The 14,518-nt window shown below is 66.2% G+C and carries 16 protein-coding genes; 6 read left to right on the forward strand and 10 right to left on the reverse strand.

The window, feature by feature from the left end; genetic code table 11:
• Window positions 1-543 precede the first annotated feature (543 nt).
• Window positions 544-1,434 (forward strand): class A beta-lactamase, encoded by an 891-nt coding sequence (gene bla, locus ACFQ9K_RS01330; protein WP_378717147.1) that lies wholly within the window; start codon window positions 544-546, stop codon window positions 1,432-1,434.
• A 50-nt stretch (window positions 1,435-1,484) separates the two neighbouring features.
• Here the strand turns inward: bla and ACFQ9K_RS01335 are convergent, their stop codons facing one another.
• On the reverse strand, window positions 1,485-1,655 hold the full coding sequence (locus ACFQ9K_RS01335; RefSeq protein WP_378717146.1) for a hypothetical protein: 171 nt from the start codon (window positions 1,653-1,655) through the stop codon (window positions 1,485-1,487).
• A 105-nt stretch (window positions 1,656-1,760) separates the two neighbouring features.
• Here ACFQ9K_RS01335 and ACFQ9K_RS01340 point away from each other — a divergent pair, with 105 nt between their 5' ends.
• The gene (locus ACFQ9K_RS01340) at window positions 1,761-1,859 is read left to right on the forward strand and encodes a CGNR zinc finger domain-containing protein (protein ID WP_378717236.1); all 99 of its coding nucleotides are present in this window, start codon (window positions 1,761-1,763) and stop codon (window positions 1,857-1,859) included.
• 180 nt (window positions 1,860-2,039) lie between these two features.
• Here ACFQ9K_RS01340 and ACFQ9K_RS01345 read toward each other — a convergent pair whose 3' ends face one another.
• The 4 genes from ACFQ9K_RS01345 to ACFQ9K_RS01360 all read right to left on the reverse strand — a co-directional run bounded on the left by ACFQ9K_RS01345 (window position 2,040) and on the right by ACFQ9K_RS01360 (window position 6,068).
• Entirely contained in the window at window positions 2,040-3,803 is a 1,764-nt protein-coding gene (locus ACFQ9K_RS01345; RefSeq protein WP_378717144.1) for an FAD-dependent oxidoreductase, read from the reverse strand.
• Window positions 3,804-4,367: 564 nt separating this feature from the next.
• A complete protein-coding gene (locus ACFQ9K_RS01350; protein WP_378717142.1) occupies window positions 4,368-5,015 on the reverse strand; it encodes a hypothetical protein in 648 nt (215 codons plus the stop codon).
• Between the two features lie 345 nt (window positions 5,016-5,360).
• Complete coding sequence (locus tag ACFQ9K_RS01355) at window positions 5,361-5,789, reverse strand: DoxX family protein (RefSeq protein WP_378982655.1); 429 nt, start codon at window positions 5,787-5,789, stop codon at window positions 5,361-5,363.
• Window positions 5,790-5,831: 42 nt separating this feature from the next.
• On the reverse strand, window positions 5,832-6,068 hold the full coding sequence (locus tag ACFQ9K_RS01360; protein ID WP_378720236.1) for a hypothetical protein: 237 nt from the start codon (window positions 6,066-6,068) through the stop codon (window positions 5,832-5,834).
• Window positions 6,069-6,211: 143 nt separating this feature from the next.
• On the opposite strand from ACFQ9K_RS01360, the gene ACFQ9K_RS01365 reads away from it, so the two are divergent.
• On the forward strand, window positions 6,212-6,976 hold the full coding sequence (locus ACFQ9K_RS01365; RefSeq protein ID WP_378720235.1) for a hypothetical protein: 765 nt from the start codon (window positions 6,212-6,214) through the stop codon (window positions 6,974-6,976).
• Window positions 6,977-7,785: 809 nt separating this feature from the next.
• Complete coding sequence (locus ACFQ9K_RS01370; protein ID WP_378720234.1) at window positions 7,786-8,313, forward strand: hypothetical protein; 528 nt, start codon at window positions 7,786-7,788, stop codon at window positions 8,311-8,313.
• Window positions 8,314-8,455: 142 nt separating this feature from the next.
• On the opposite strand, the gene arfB is transcribed toward ACFQ9K_RS01370, so the two are convergent.
• Together arfB and ACFQ9K_RS01380 are read right to left on the reverse strand one after the other, a co-directional pair.
• On the reverse strand, window positions 8,456-8,884 hold the full coding sequence (arfB, locus tag ACFQ9K_RS01375; protein ID WP_378720233.1) for an alternative ribosome rescue aminoacyl-tRNA hydrolase ArfB: 429 nt from the start codon (window positions 8,882-8,884) through the stop codon (window positions 8,456-8,458).
• A gap of 135 nt (window positions 8,885-9,019) precedes the next feature.
• Window positions 9,020-9,433, reverse strand: a complete 414-nt coding sequence (locus ACFQ9K_RS01380; RefSeq protein WP_378720232.1) for a nuclear transport factor 2 family protein — start codon at window positions 9,431-9,433, stop codon at window positions 9,020-9,022.
• Window positions 9,434-9,559: 126 nt separating this feature from the next.
• Here ACFQ9K_RS01380 and ACFQ9K_RS01385 point away from each other — a divergent pair, with 126 nt between their 5' ends.
• Window positions 9,560-10,369 carry a hypothetical protein gene (locus tag ACFQ9K_RS01385; RefSeq protein WP_378720231.1) on the forward strand — a complete coding sequence of 270 codons (810 nt, stop codon included), beginning with the start codon at window positions 9,560-9,562 and terminating at the stop codon, window positions 10,367-10,369.
• Between the two features lie 18 nt (window positions 10,370-10,387).
• On the opposite strand, the gene ACFQ9K_RS01390 is transcribed toward ACFQ9K_RS01385, so the two are convergent.
• The 3 genes from ACFQ9K_RS01390 to ACFQ9K_RS01400 form a co-directional block, all read right to left on the reverse strand.
• Window positions 10,388-11,473, reverse strand: coding sequence for an alpha/beta hydrolase family protein (locus ACFQ9K_RS01390; protein WP_378720230.1), 1,086 nt, complete (start codon window positions 11,471-11,473; stop codon window positions 10,388-10,390).
• A gap of 111 nt (window positions 11,474-11,584) precedes the next feature.
• Window positions 11,585-13,027, reverse strand: coding sequence for a carboxylesterase/lipase family protein (locus ACFQ9K_RS01395; RefSeq protein ID WP_378720229.1), 1,443 nt, complete (start codon window positions 13,025-13,027; stop codon window positions 11,585-11,587).
• A 104-nt stretch (window positions 13,028-13,131) separates the two neighbouring features.
• On the reverse strand, window positions 13,132-13,542 hold the full coding sequence (locus tag ACFQ9K_RS01400; protein ID WP_378720227.1) for a nuclear transport factor 2 family protein: 411 nt from the start codon (window positions 13,540-13,542) through the stop codon (window positions 13,132-13,134).
• Between the two features lie 160 nt (window positions 13,543-13,702).
• Here ACFQ9K_RS01400 and ACFQ9K_RS01405 point away from each other — a divergent pair, with 160 nt between their 5' ends.
• The gene (locus ACFQ9K_RS01405; RefSeq protein ID WP_378720226.1) at window positions 13,703-14,506 is read left to right on the forward strand and encodes a HEAT repeat domain-containing protein; all 804 of its coding nucleotides are present in this window, start codon (window positions 13,703-13,705) and stop codon (window positions 14,504-14,506) included.
• Window positions 14,507-14,518: the final 12 nt, after the last annotated feature.

The raw sequence follows: 14,518 nt of genomic DNA on the forward strand, positions 1-14,518 counted from the left end.
ACCAGACCTCCTATAGCTGCGATACCGCCAAATTTCAGGGCGGCACGCTCACAGCCTCGGGATGTTCCGCGACAAGTGGGCAGGTGAACAGCAAGGGAGAAGCAACGGACACCCTCGTTGCGTACAGCAAGAGGGCAGACCTCAGGAGGAGAAAGTCCTCCGGCTCCGCGCTTTGCGCCAAAACTGTCATCAAGGATAGGGAACTGACCGGCACTTCTTGCCAACTCAACTAGTCTGCCGGAGAGAGTTGTCCGGTGCATTGATACTGAGTCCCGGCTTGACGTGACGCACTAACACCCGTCTGTCCGACTGTCGGTAACGCTTGATTGTCGGCAGTCGGCAGGTTCAGGCTCGCACCGTGCTTCATCGGAGATCGTTCCGAGCCAAGCGGATTGGGTCCAGCCGGGATGTGTATTCATCGAACCTCGACGCCGCGTCGCGACTACGCGGGTCTCCGTCGCGCTCCAAGCCGAATCGAGTTGCGTAAAACTCGGCGTCTCCAGTATCCATGGCAGTACTGGACGATCACGGATGGGGAGGCGAATGCCGCTGCCGCAGAACATCATCACCCGCCGCACGATGCTGGGCGCCCTACTGCTGCCGTTGGCCGCCTGCGCGACCGAATCCGCACCGGCCGCGCCGCCCGCCGTCGCTCCCGAGCGCCACGACCAACTCTTGGATTTGGAACGACGATTCGACGCCCGCCTCGGTGTCTTCGCCCTCGCCACCGCCACCGGCCGCACCATCGCTCACCGTGCCGACGAACCCTTCGCCTTCTGCTCCACCTTCAAAGCCCTGGCCACCGCCGCGATCCTGCACCGAAACCCGTTGTCGCACCTGGACACCGTCCTCACCTACGCCGACGCCGACCTGATGAAGAGCTCCGCCATCACCCGCGACCACGTCGCCACCGGCATGACCATCGGCGCCCTCTTCGACGCCGCCGTCCGCTACAGCGACGGCACCGCAGGCAACCTGCTCCTACGCGACCTCGGCGGCCCCGCCGAACTCACCGCCTACCTCCGCACCCTCGGCGACACCGTGACCCGCATGGACCGCACCGAACCCTTCATCACCGAAGCGACCCCCGGCGACCCCCGCGACACCTCCACTCCGCGCGCCCTCGCCACCGACTTCCAGCGACTCGTCCTCGGCGATGCCCTCCCCGCCGACAAACGCGCGCTCCTGCTCGACCTGCTCGAACGCAACCTGACCGGCACCCAGCGCATCCGCGCCGGCGTGCCGCAGGACTGGCGCGTAGCCGACAAGACCGGCACCGGCGACTACGGCACCCTCAACGACATCGCCGTCCTCTGGCCCCCGAACACGCCCCCGATCGTCCTGGCGATCATGTCCAGCAAGCCGGCCAAGGACGCCGCCTACGACCAGGCGGTGCTGGCGGAAGCAGCCCGCTACGTATCCTCAGTCCTCTGACCTGGGCGTAGACACGGGTAGGGCCTTCTGCTATCGGGTGGCACGGACAGTCAGCGGACGAGGCGGAAGAATCCGCGCACCTGCTCGACCAATGATTCCGGCTGTTCGAGCGCGGCGAAGTGGCCACCGTGCGGCAGTTCCTCGAACCAGCGCAGGTCGGTGAACCGCAGTTCGGCCTCCCGCCTCGACGGGCGGGTGATATCGCGCGGATAGACCGACAATCCGGACGGCGCGACACCGCGTCCTCGGGGTGGCCGTTATTGTCGGTCCAGACCCAGAACTTTTCGGCGATCCACGCGGCTTGGCCCGCCTGCCGGGCAACGTTCGTGGACCTCTCGCGCAACGGCTCCCAGCAGTACTGCACCCGAACCTGCGCACACCGAGCCAGCGTCGGCGCCTACCGGAGCCGACGCAGCCCGAGTTGAGTTGTCAGCACGTGACCCCGCCAGGCCGGCTCCAGGTTTCCTCCGAGCCTGCGTCACGAACTCGTTCTGGCCTCCGAGGGGGCCGGACCGCGGTCGGCCGTTCGTCGGGAACGACAAAGCGCGACAATCGACTACACCGAACTGTCGGTGGACATCGGGTCGTACAACGTTCGAGATATCTCAGCGTTGATGCACCTCGAGGGCGGTGCGCACACCGCTTTCCAGCGCGCCCTCGATCCACGCCGGTTTCAGGCTGGTGTGGTCGCCGGCCAAATGTATTCTGCCTTCGATGTTTTGGGTGGCGGCGTGGTGTTCGTGGAGTTGGCCGGGGGTGGGGATGACGGCCTCGCCGAGGGCGTAGCGGGCGCGTTGCCAGGACTGGGAAATGCCGACGCCGGTGAATTCGGCGTCTACGCGGGGACCGAACATGCGGCGCATCCCGGCGAGCGCGAAGTGCACGCGCTCGCTGTCGGTGAGCGAATCCCAGCGCATGGCGTCGTCGGACCAGGTGTAGCTGGCCAGCACGACACCACCCTCGGCCTCGGGCACATGCGAGGGGAAGTAGGTGAATCGGTTGGGGCAGTCCGACACACAACCGCCGCCGCGGAAGCCCGTCGGGCCTTGCTCCCAGAACCGGGTCTTGAACTCCAGCAATACCTTGGTGGCCGCGTCGTGGTGCAGTTCGGTGATGGCCCGGCGGGTCGGGTACGCGAGCGGGGGATCGAAGGTGCAGAAACGGGTGGCGGTCAACGGGATCGCGAGGATGACGTAGTCGCCCTCGAACGTTTCGATCGGGTCGATCGGCGCGCCGTCGGTGTGTTCGTTCCCGGTTTCGGCGGTCGTCCACACCTTGACGCCGTGCTCGGTCTGGTCGATATGGGTCATGCGTTTGCCCTGATGCACGGCGGAACCGAGTTTCCGGGTCAGCGCGTCGGTCAGTGTCGCGGTCCCGCCTTCGAGTTCCCAGTAGCTGGCATCGGGCCGGATCAGGGCGTGGTCGACCATCGCGGAGATGACGCCGTAATGCAGCCGGGAGGTCAGGTTCTCCAGGGTGCCCACCGCGGCCAGATGCGACAGGCTCCAGCCGTGCTCCATCAGGTACCGATGGGTGGAGTAGTCCTCGTAGGTGTTGAAAACCTTTGCCCAGCCGTCAATCCGGCGTTCGAGCGGCCAGTCGTCGGGGACGCCGACCTTGTGCAGCGCGCGGTCGAGCGCGCTGCGGGCCGGGGTGGCGAGGTCGATGCCGAAGCCGCGGTGCACCGCCATGGGATCTCCCGCGTAGGCGGCGCGGCTGACGATCGTGCCGTTCGTGTCGATCAAGCTGCGTCCCGCCGCGGGTGGTGGCGCGAACTCGGCGGCGGGCCCGTTGGTCCACTGCTCGCCGGTAAATGATCGATAGGCGACCGGGGTGACCGGCGCGGAGCGGGCTTCCGGCGCCACATCGGCGTTGTGGAACTGCCGTCGCCGCAGGCCCAGCTTGTCGGCCAGGGCGAGCACCATCGGATGTGCGCTCGGCAGGCGCATCGCGCCGGCCTCGGCGTAGAGAGCCGGATCGCTGAACACCCCGCGAAAGGTCTTGACCCGGCCGCCGGTTCGGCTGCCGTTGGCCTCGATCACGGTGACCTGATGCCCGGCCTCGGCGAGCAGCGTGGCGGCGGTCAACCCGGCCGGTCCGGCGCCGATCACCAGAACCCGTTTGGGTGCAGTGGTTTTCGGTAAGCCGGTGTCGATGAGCGTCCGCAGATAGGCCAGCTTCAGATCCTTGCCGTCCGCGTCGACCTGCAGCATCTCCCTGGCCAGTTGCACGCTCCGGTCCATGGACCGAGCGGAATCGGTGCGCGCCGAGGGCACCCCGCACGCCACGGTCGACGCTCCCGTGGCCAAGGCTCCCGCGGCAACCGCGGAGCTCAACAGCGCACGCCGTCCGATCACAATCTCTGCCATGCCCCGACCGATCCTCTCCGTGGACCTCGACCCGGCTACTTAATTGCGACGCGAGCCGGATGCTACCGGACTGTCCGGTCGGTCAGCGTGAATGACGCCGGGCTTGCCGACAGCGATCGAGGGGCTCTTCGCCGAGCCCGCGCCGCAGGGACGGCCGCACGCAGAGCGTGTCGCCGGCGGCCCAAATCGACTGAACGACAGCACTTCTCATATCGCAATCAGGTGGACGACCGCGCATTTCCACGTCCGCGAGGCGAGAATCGGCAATGATCGCTCTCTATGTGCGCCACGCCGGTGCACTTCGCGGCCGCCGCGTTTGCCGGTTACCAGAGCCGGAGTGCTCGCTCCCTTACCGATGGACCAGGTAACGCAGATGTGTGACGTTGCAGCCCCACAACCCCGACGTGCGCGGCTAGCCCCTCTATGTGCGGGGGCGTCGAACGGGTGTCGTGGGCGGACTGCTGACCCGGCTGGTGCCGGGTTCGCCGCGCGCACCACCGAACACGTCGGTATCGGTGTCTCCGCCCGCGGCGAACTCGGTCGAGCGATGGCCGGTTGCCTCGTTTACAGTCCGTCGTCGGGGGCGGACTTCTTCAGGAAGCCTTCTGCGATGACCAGAGCTTCCTGCATCTGCGTCTTCTTTATATCGAACTGGACAAGGGCGAAGTCGGTGTCCTTGCCTGGCTTGAGCTTTCCGCCGTATTGCTCGGAAAACTTCTTCAAAGCACCGAGGAATTCTCGTCGCACCTCGTCCGCGTTGCAGAACTTGTCCAGCGCGTACCGCTGGAGTTCTGGGCCAGAGGTGGAGCCCGCCGGCGGTGCATATTTGCTGTCGGGATTGAAGACTAGAGCTATCGCCGCCTTGGTGGGCGACTGCCGGAAAGTGAGCGGTGAAAGATCGAAGGTATCCCACCACTCCGATATTCCCGAGTCAGAGAAGTTTTTAGCGTTGCTGCATGCGGCAGCCACGACTCTTCCGCTCAGCTTGCCCCATTTGCTTTTGTTGAAGGCGTCTATCGTCTTCACCTTGGGGTCGATCACCCAATCCGGTTGGTCGCTGATCTCCTCGGCGGAAGCCGACGGCGGATCCGCCGGTGCCGCATCGCCGGACGGAACCGCGCCGGCCGGAGCGCCGGCAATGAGAATGGTGAGCGTGCTGCCTAACCCCAGTACCGCGAGCGCGGCCCCGCGGGTGATCGTTGCTATGTGCATTCAGTCGTCTCCTCGAGATTCATCGACGGGCCCAGCCGGTCCGCGGACCTGCGCGGACGACCTTCGAACTGCCTGAACAGCCGAATAGCATTCGAGACCGCGCACAGTTTGGACGGGTCTCGTCCCCGGCGAGCATCACGCCCCCGGTACGCGAATTTCGCCGGACAGCGCCGTTCGGCCGTTCCACGACGACGCGCCCGCGGCCGCGAACGCAGGTCAGCGATGCTCGCTGCCCGGTAAATCGCCAATGCTGAGTAGCCGACCAACCCCGACCGGACCGTCTCCGCAACGCACAACGCGGCTACCGGCGGCAGGGCGCCGCCGGTAGCCGGGCGTCAGGGTGGGTTACCGCTCGAACAGGGTGCGCTGGGTGGTGAGCGAGGCCCGGCGTTCGTAGGCGATCCAGGCGAAGATGGCGGTGAGGGCCAGCGGGAACGGGGCCAATTCCGGGGTGCCGGCCAAGAAGGCGTTGAAGCCGGCGGCGAGGAAGGTGACGATCGCCAGGCCGATCGCGGCGGCCGCGGTCAGGCGGGGCACCAGGAGACCGATGCCACCGGCGACCTCGGCGAGGCCGATGAAGACCAGCAGCGCCAACGGGATCGAGAAGGCGGTGGCGTTGTTTTCCATCAGGGTCTGCGGGATGACGAGCTTCGGGCCGCCGGAGGCGATGATGAAGAACAGGCCGAGCACGATCTGCAAGGTCCACAGGACGCGGTTGCGGATCTTGCCGGGGCGGGTGGTGGCGGTGGTCTGGGTGGCGGCGATGGCGGTCATCTCTTGTTCCTTCTGGTCGGTAGCGCCGGGTTGGTGGCGCGTTCACCAGTAAGGACGGGGGCGGTCCGGAAAACTCATCGCCGCGGCTGGAAAATCTTCACCGCGCCGCCGAGGACGACGAACCGGGGCGAGATCGAACGCTACGTCTGATGGATGCGCGAGGTCCGCCACTTCGGCCCGGTCACCTCCGCCCGGCGGGTTGCTGTCGGGCCGAGGATCTTGGAAGCCTGCGGCATCGACATCAGCCAGGTTGGTGGAGAACACGGCTATCGCTTTCATCGAGAAATTCCTTGAACTGATCCCGATCCGCGCGGGTCGTCGTGTCGAATACCCGGTGTTGAGGGGTCACATGAGGTGACAATCGCATCGAGCCCGGTGTCAGCCGCCACCTCCATGCATCGCAGACAACCGAGGAGGAACTAATGCTGTATCGCACGGCCTGGCGACGGGCCTTCTTGATCGGAGTTTCCGGGTCACTGATGCTCGGCGGCGCGGCGGGCCCCGCCTCCGCTTCCGAAGCCTCCGAAGCCCAAGAGCAGGCGCAGGCGCAGTTTATCACCGCTTTCATGTGCGCAGGTGGTGGTAAAACCGAGCGAAGTGCACCGTGGTATGCGGAGTTTCCGAAAATTCAAGATGAAGCGCCGTACGACACTGGGAATATTCGAATATTTTCGACCGCGGCGGACGTGTTCAACCGAGATCCGATTGAAACATCACACTACTTCAGTATCCGATATGATGGATCCACGGTATTCAACCCGTATTCGCGTCAGCGGATATGCGAAGACGTGAGGTCTTTCGCGAAACTGCTGAAGATGATTGCCGTAGAGAACAAGGGTAAATCCTATTCTGGTCGCGAGACCGAGGATGGCATGACGGAGTTCTTTGACCAGAAGTTCAAGAGGAACATGGACCTCATCTTGCGTGAGGATCCGGACGGTATAGAGGAAGCCATCCCCGTTGCCGCCAGATTGCACGCTGAGCAGAAGGCCGACAAAAATCTTGCGGATATGAACCAAGACGAACGCGAGGACGCCGATAGGGACATGGAGAACTTCACCGAAATTCTTCGAAATAAACTCGCCTTGACTCCGGAAAGTATCGCAAAGGCGAAGGCTGATCAACCGGAAAAATATAAGGTCAAGGTTCAGTGCAATCCGAATGCCGCCGGCAATTGCCGCTCATGAAGACTTGGCTCGGTGGAACGGGTCATGACAGCGCGGCCACCCGACGTCCGCCGCCGTGCCTATGGCTCACGGCATGAACGGTTAACGCCTGGCGCTCGCCGACGGCTCAGTCCGGACCGGCCGGGCTTACCGTCGGCGGCGCGCTCATAACAAGGGCGTTTCGGACGATCCCGCCGTCGTAAACCGATCGAACCGCTCGGCGCGTCGGTATGTGCGTGACTCGACACCTAACCCTGATGGCGACCGGACTCGTTGTTCGCCGGTTGGATTGCTGAGGGCCGCTACGGGTACCTGGCATCTTGTCTTGGTCGGCGGTGTGGTGCACATGGCGTCTCAGGTAGTGATGATCCCGAGATGGATTCATGCCCGTTTCGACATGGTGAACTATGGACATTGATGATCTCGAGCGTAGGATGAGTAATCCGGATTTCGGGTTGGCCATAAATTGAGACCGATGGGTGAAGTAAGGAATCCCATTCGCCGGCCCGGCTGTGTAGACACGGTAGATTCTCCACTTCTGGTGAACAATGTATGTCGGGTCATGTCTATTCACGGTGATAGTTCGTGAAATTATCGATGCCTCAGGGATCGGAACCTTTCATTTCGATATTCAGGCGGGCTCTATGGTCGCCTCGACATTGCGATGGAAATCTTGGTTTCGGGGTCTACCCACCAGAGAACGAAGAAGTTCGACCATGTCTATTCGAATTGCTTGGCGTACTACCGCCACACCCCCGCCCGGCCGTTCCGTTCGGCGCGCGCGGCTGTCACGTGCCGTAGCGTCAACGGTCATCCTTGCCGCAGCGACCATGCTCACGGTTGCCTTGTCCGGCACCGCTTCCGCAGCGCCCTCGCCGCTCGATGCGACCTGCGCCGGGCCGATCCACTACACCTTCGATCCGCCGCTGCAGAACACCGCGCGGGAGACCACCATCACCTGGTCGGGCACCTACTCGTGCTTCTCGACGACCCTGCCCAGCATCGGTACCTGGGGCGGTAAGTACGGCGGCAAGGTGACTACCGTGACCGGCTGCCTGCAGACGCAACCGCAGCAGGTCCTCGCACAAGGGGTCGTCGAAAACGACAAATGGTATTACGTCCGAGAAGACGAGCCGGACGGCACCAGCACCTTGACCGGTACCGTCTCCACCGTGCCGCGCGAGGACGGTACCCGAACCTTCGTCTGGACCGGCACCGTCACCGGCGGTACCTGGTTCTCGAACGACCATTTCAGCGGCGTCGGCGATTACACATCGATCACCAACCTGCAACTGTGCGCCACCACCGGCGTGCCGGGTACGGACGGCAATTCAACGATCGTAATCGCCCCAGTGTAAACACCATCATTCACCTGAACAGGACCGGATAGGCCGCCGCCCAACACGACATCCCGGCGGCCTATCCGGTCTCTGCCGCGAACTCGCCCGGGTCGGCTGAATCTGCTTACCGGCCCACACTCCCAGACCCGGCGTAGTCCGGTCAGTCGTCGGGGGAGGCGCGGCGGTTGCGTTTGGTGGTGGCGCGGCGCTTTTTTGCGGCGATGCGGCGTTCCTTTGCTCCGCGTGAGGGTTTGGTGGGGCGGCGAGTGGGGGGTGGGGCGGTGGCGGCTTCGCGGAGGAGCGCGGCCAGGCGTTCGCGGGCGGCGGCGCGATTCTGTAGCTGGGCGCGTTGCTCCGCGGCGGCAATGGTCAGCACCCCGTTGACCAGGCGGGTGGCCAGGCGGTCGAGCATCCGGGTGCGCAGCCATTCCGGGACCGAGGGCGAGTTGGCGAGATCGAAGGACAGCTCTACCCGGCTGTCGGTGGTGTTGACGTGCTGCCCGCCCGGGCCGGACGACCGGGAGAACCGCTCGCGCAACTCGGACGCGGGTATCACCAGCCCCCGAGACACGGTCAAATCCTCCGCCATGATTCGCCGCCGCTCTTTTCTGGAGTCGACCAGCCGGGTTCGACTGAATGGTGACCTCGTAGTCACGATAGCGATCACCTGGCGGGCCGCGTCTCCGTCACCGCCGGTGACGAGCGAAACGCCCGGTCGGTCGGGTCAGGCGGGTCGCATGGTCCGCATGGTCCGCTCGAACTCCCAGAAGGCGCGCACGGCGAGGATCTTGCCCTCCGCATCGACCCGGTAGACGAACACGCCCTCGGCATCGATCACCTGGCCGCCGTTGTAGCTGCGGACCCTCCCGGTGTAGGCGACTTCGTCCCCGCAGGCGAAGGAGTCATCGAACAGGAACTCGATCGATTCGTTGTGCGCGATGGCGTTGTCCCAGAACGCCGAGATGGCGTCCAGGCCGCGGTGGCCCTTGCCCGCGGGGTCGAAATCCGAAGGGCCGACCGGGTCTTCGACGACGGCGTCCGCGGCGAACCTGGCCAGCCAGGCGTCCTTGTCGCGCGCCCGGACCGCGGCATGCAGGGCCTGGACGGCGGTCCGCGCCGGATGGGTTGCGGTGGTCATGGTGTCCTCCTGCTGTCGTGTCTCCTGGATGGGCAGGTGGTAGCAGACACCCAGCCGCCGCGGCACAGTCAAGGCCGCACATTCCGGGCTGTGGCTGCGGTGGGTCACTGACCTACTGTGGGCCGGGTGAGTGCCGCATCCCCATCACCCACCGACCGGGTCGCGCTGACCGCGCTGTTCGAGGACGTCGAGCGTGCTGCGCAAGCGGCGAATCGGGTCGGCGCCGCGGGGCTGCCATCGTTGATCGACGCGCTGTGGAACTACCTCGAGCAGCTGGCCGCCGAGGATCCGACGATGGCGCATCCGCACGCGCGCCCTGCCGTGCTGACCCTGTCGAACGCGACCGGCGCATTTTTCGGGGCGCGGTTGCGGCACACCTCGGACCAGGCGCGCTGCGACCTTCCGCTGCTGCGGATGTCGGTGACGACCGGGCGCGACGAGGACCTCGGGCCGCCCTCCGTGCACGAGTGGCTCGAGTCCTTCGAACTGGCGTTGATCTGCCGCAACGGCCCGGGCGACTTCTACCTGCGCAGCCAGTTCGCCACGATGTACCACCCGAAGTTGTGGACGCCCGACGATCCCGCCGCGACGCGCGTGCCCCGCGCCTATGCCACCGTGCTGTCGGCGCTGCTCCAGCGCGCTCGCTGGCCGCGCAACAAGACCGTGAAAACCACTGTCGCCGAACTGCTTCCGCCCGCGCTGGCACGACTGGCCGAGGCGCAGGCGGACCCGCGATGGACCCCGCGCATCCGGATCGTCCAGCAGCTCTCCGCCAAGCAGGACATCACCGCGTCGCTCGCCGCCGCGCTCGAACCCGCGCCGCCGCGCATCGCGTGGTCGTTGCTGGCCCTCGCCGCGCTGGCACACGACCTGAAGCTTCCGGCTGCCGTCGAATCCGACTGTCTGCCAAGCCGTTTCGTCGACTGGAAGTCATGATCGAGCAGCCGGCGCGAGTCAGCTCCGCATCGCCCGGTTCAGCCAGGTTTTCAGGTAGTCGAGTACCGCCGGATCAATCGTCGTCTCGATGGTCGCGTATTCATCCGGCAGGCCGGTTACCGCCTGTTGCATAAGATGATTCGCCCCTTCGAAGGTGTGCACCGTCGCCTTCGGGTTGTCCGCCAGCAGTTTCCGCATCAGTGGCTCGTTGGCCGCTGCGTCCACCTGTACATCTTTGGTTCCGAACAGTGCGAGGGTGGGGACCCTGAGCGAGCGCAATGCCGGCGCGGGGTCGTAAGTCGCCAGGGCCGCGTATTGCCGGTTGATCGCCGCGTCGATATCTTCGTCGCGCGCCCGCTCGGCCGTCGGAAGCTGTTGGTTCGCTGCTCGCGCATTCCGCCGCGCTTCGTCGAGATTTCCGGCGCGAAGCAGGTCGCATTCGGTCCGGACAGAATCGTCGGCGGCCGCCAGGCGATCGGCGGAGGTCGTTCCGGCGGCCTGCAGTTGCACCCGCATCTGATGCCTGTTGATCTCGCATCCGGTCTGCGCCGGTCCCGCCATGAGCACGGTGAAAGCCACCTTGTCCGGCGCTGTTTCGGCAACCAGCGGAGCCAAGGATCCGCCTTGACTGTGTCCGAGCAGTCCGATCCGTGTGCCATCGATATCCGGTCGTTCACGCAGGTAGGAAATCTGCGAGAGAATATCTGACACCAGGTCTGCGTAGGTGGCGTCCGCTTTGTCCCCGGTCGTCGCGCCGACGCCGCGGTCATCTGTCCGCAAGACCGCGTAACCGGCCTTGGTCAACGTGTCGGCCAGCACGAGAAAGGGCTTGTGCCCGGCGAACTGTTCGTCACGATTCTGCTTTCCACCGCCGGGTATCAAAACCACCGCGGGAAACGGACCGTTCTGGTCGGGAATGGTCAGCGTGCCGCCGAGGGTGACGTCACCATTTCGTATCGTCACCGCTGCCGAGTGATTAGCCACGTCTGCTGTGTGCACCGGCGACGTACATCCCGCCACGACGGCCGACAGCAGCGCCGCCGCTACGGCGAGCCCATCACGGCCCATGATGAAACCCATGTCTCCCCAACGTTCTTCAGCCATCTCGGTTCATGCACGGACTGTAGGCGCGCGGCGCGGTCCGCGAATCCGGGAAGACCCGGAGGTTCACCCCGGCATTCCGGGCCACGGCCAGGGACGTGCGAAGACGCCGATTCAGGAGTGTCCGCTGTCCTCGGGATCGGTCTCCACACAGACACGGGACTCGGCATCGAACCGCATGACTTTCCTGGCATCGTCGTAGGCAGGCCAGCCGGGGTCGCCGTGGGTGACGAAGTCGAGCCAGGCTCGATGCATCGCCCGGGTGAGCGTGTCGGGGGCGGTATCGCCGAGGAGCTCGCGGCAGGACGCTGTGGTGTCGAAGACGAAGGGGACGTCGAGCGCGTGCGCGGCACCGTATCGGGTTGACCGCCAAGCGAATTCGTAGACATACGTAGGGCCGGAGTGGCGGCGCGCGGTGCGGCGGCTCGGTGCGCGGAATAGCAGATCGGTGTAGGCGGCCGTGAGGGCGCGCGCGGGGGTGACCGCGGGGTCGTCGAGCCCGTGCCGCTTCAGCAGCGCTTCGGCATCGGGATGGGTGGCGGCCAGCTCGGCGACGGCATCCGGCGCCTCGAAGGCGGCGAACTGCTCGGCGCCGAGGCCGAGGTTGGCCTCCTCGAGTGTGGTACCGATCAATAGGTCGACGTCGTGGCTGCTCGCCACTCCGACCGGGTCGGGGAGCACGTCGTCACCCGTGGTGGGGAGGAACAGCGCACGCCGGTGGCCGGGGTCGACACCGTTGCCGTCGCGCAGGTCCGGGCGCGGTTCGTTGCGAAACAGCGCCGCCTGTGCGCGCAGCAGATCCGCGGCGGTGAATGCGCGGAATTCGGTTGCCGCCGAGTCGGTTCCGAGCCGCGCGGCGAGCGCCCGGGTGAGTTCTTCGGTGCGCGCGAGCCCGCGGGCCATCTCGTCGTGTCCGCTCGCGACGATCGCCCGCCGGAACAGCCCGGCGGCGAGCGGGGAGTGCAGCAGCATCGCGACCGAGGTGCCGCCGGCCGATTCGCCGAAGACGGTGACGTGGTCCGGATCGCCGCCGAATGCGGCGATGTTGTCGCGCACCCACCGCAACGCCGCGAGCTGATCGCGCAATCCGAGGTTCGTGGCCCCGTCGGACAGCGCGAGGAAGCCCTCCGCTCCGAGCCGGTAGTTGACGGTCACCAGGACGACGCCGTCGCGCGCGAACGCGGTGCCGTCGAAGGCGGGCGCGGCGCCCGAGCCGATCATGAAGCCGCCGCCGTGCAGGTAGACCAGCACCGGCAGCCCGCTCGTGCCGGGGTCGGGTGTCCAGACGTTGAGGTTGAGATAGTCGCCGTCACCGACGACCCACCCGGGTCCGGTCAGCGGTGCCAGGTTCGCGTTCGCGGGGTGCAAGGCAGGCTGGGGCGCGGTCGGGCCGTAGCCGGTGGCGTCCCTGGTCCCCGCCCAGCGCTCGGCAGGGGCCGGTGGCGCGAATCGGAGTGCGCCGACCGGAGCCGCGGCGTAGGGGATTCCGCGGAAGCGGGCGACCCCGGCGGTGTGGTCACCGCGGAGCCGCCCTGCCGCGGTGTTCACGGTCGTCATCGACGCCTCCTCTCGTAGGTGCGCGGTCCGGTCGAGGATGATGCTCGGCGCGTCGTCCAAGCCTGCCATAGGGTTTCGGCTCGAGGTCGTGTTGCCGGACACGATCAACGAGTGCAGGCCTCGGCGATGGAGAGGCTGTTCTCGTACAGGTGATGCCGGGTGATGCGGCCGTTCTCCACGGTCAGGCGCAGGGCGAACGGTCCGTCGAACGACTTGCCGGTCGCGCGCACCGTGCCGGACAGGTGCCCGAAGAGCACGGCATCCGCGCCGTCGACCAGAACGGTATCGATACTGGCGCGGGCATCCTCCGCAACGACGTGAGCCATGAGTTCGTCGAACTGTGCCGCACATTCCGCCGCGGTGCGGCGCGGCCTGATCCAGGGCACCACCGGGTTCTCGGCGAGCAACCAGTCGACCTCGTCGGCGAACAGGGCGGTCAGCGCCTCGGTGTCGCCGTTGGCGCGGGCGGTGAGAAAGGCGTCGACGGTGCTTCGGGTGGCGTCTGCGGTGGTCACCTTGTCCTCCTGCGGGCGTAGCCGTGTTGCATGCCGCACGACATTCGCAGAGCACGGGGCACCGTGTCGATTACCTCGGCGGTAAGAGCACCGGGTTCACCTACGCTGACCACCGCAAACGTGGTCGGGTGCGCAGGTCGTGACCAGGTACCGTTGGGCGGTGAACCCAGCTGATGCGCGACTCCTCAAAGACGGCGATCTCGATACCCGCGAGGAGAATCTGCGGCTCCTGTTCGCGCGGGCGGCCGACGGCGACGCATCCGCCAAGGGCGTGCTGTGCGCGCTGGTCCGTGACTATCCCGACTACCACCGTTCGCTGTACAGCCGGGCGTTGAACCGGGCGGCGATCTTCGGCGACGACACGCTGAAGGAACCGCTGCTCGCCGCCCTGGCCGACACCCGGTACAACTGCCAGGCGTGGGCCGCGATGGGCTGCGCCGCGCTCGGCTTCCGCGAGGCGGTGCCCGGCCTGGTCGCCATGCTCGACCACCCGCAGGAGATGGCTCGCGAGGAAGCGGTGATCGCACTGGGCGTGCTCGGCGACGCCTCGGTCGTCCCGGAACTCGCTCCGCTGCTGGGGGATTCGATCAGCGGAATGCGCGAACGCGCCGCCGAGGCGCTCGGCATGATCGGCGGCGACGCGGCACTGGCGGCGCTCTGGCACGAACTCGAGCATCGCCGGTACTACCGCATCGGCTACATAGCCAGCGCCCTGGCCAAGTTCGCGCCGGACATCCTCCCGCGGCTGATCGCCGCGGCCGGCGGCGACGACCCCGACCAGCGCTACTGGGCGGCCGTCGCGCTCGGTTCCACCGGCGACGATCGCGCCGTCCCGACGTTGGAACGACTGATGGCCGACGACCGTGGCGCAACGGTTTTCGACGGCATGGTGAGCGTCGCCGCGAAGAAGGGCCTGCGCACCCTCCGCCGAATCCAAGCCGCGATCGCGGCCCGCGAATCCTGAAAGCCAGACCGG

The sequence above is a fragment of the Nocardia sp. NPDC056564 genome (assembly GCF_042793755.1).
Lineage (GTDB): Bacteria > Actinomycetota > Actinomycetes > Mycobacteriales > Mycobacteriaceae > Nocardia.

Bases quoted from the DNA above. Each gene is read 5' to 3' on its own strand.
- ACFQ9K_RS01395 (WP_378720229.1), bottom strand. From the start codon at position 13,027: ATGACGACCGTGAACACCGCGGCAGGGCGGCTCCGCGGTGACCACACC.
- ACFQ9K_RS01360 (WP_378720236.1), bottom strand. From the start codon at position 6,068: ATGAAAGCGATAGCCGTGTTCTCCACCAACCTGGCTGATGTCGATGCC.
- arfB (WP_378720233.1), bottom strand. From the start codon at position 8,884: ATGGCGGAGGATTTGACCGTGTCTCGGGGGCTGGTGATACCCGCGTCC.
- ACFQ9K_RS01365 (WP_378720235.1), top strand. From the start codon at position 6,212: ATGCTGTATCGCACGGCCTGGCGACGGGCCTTCTTGATCGGAGTTTCC.
- ACFQ9K_RS01380 (WP_378720232.1), bottom strand. From the start codon at position 9,433: ATGACCACCGCAACCCATCCGGCGCGGACCGCCGTCCAGGCCCTGCAT.
- ACFQ9K_RS01370 (WP_378720234.1), top strand. From the start codon at position 7,786: ATGCTCACGGTTGCCTTGTCCGGCACCGCTTCCGCAGCGCCCTCGCCG.
- bla (WP_378717147.1), top strand. From the start codon at position 544: ATGCCGCTGCCGCAGAACATCATCACCCGCCGCACGATGCTGGGCGCC.
- ACFQ9K_RS01355 (WP_378982655.1), bottom strand. From the start codon at position 5,789: ATGACCGCCATCGCCGCCACCCAGACCACCGCCACCACCCGCCCCGGC.
- ACFQ9K_RS01350 (WP_378717142.1), bottom strand. From the start codon at position 5,015: ATGCACATAGCAACGATCACCCGCGGGGCCGCGCTCGCGGTACTGGGG.
- ACFQ9K_RS01390 (WP_378720230.1), bottom strand. From the start codon at position 11,473: ATGGCTGAAGAACGTTGGGGAGACATGGGTTTCATCATGGGCCGTGAT.
- ACFQ9K_RS01345 (WP_378717144.1), bottom strand. From the start codon at position 3,803: ATGGCAGAGATTGTGATCGGACGGCGTGCGCTGTTGAGCTCCGCGGTT.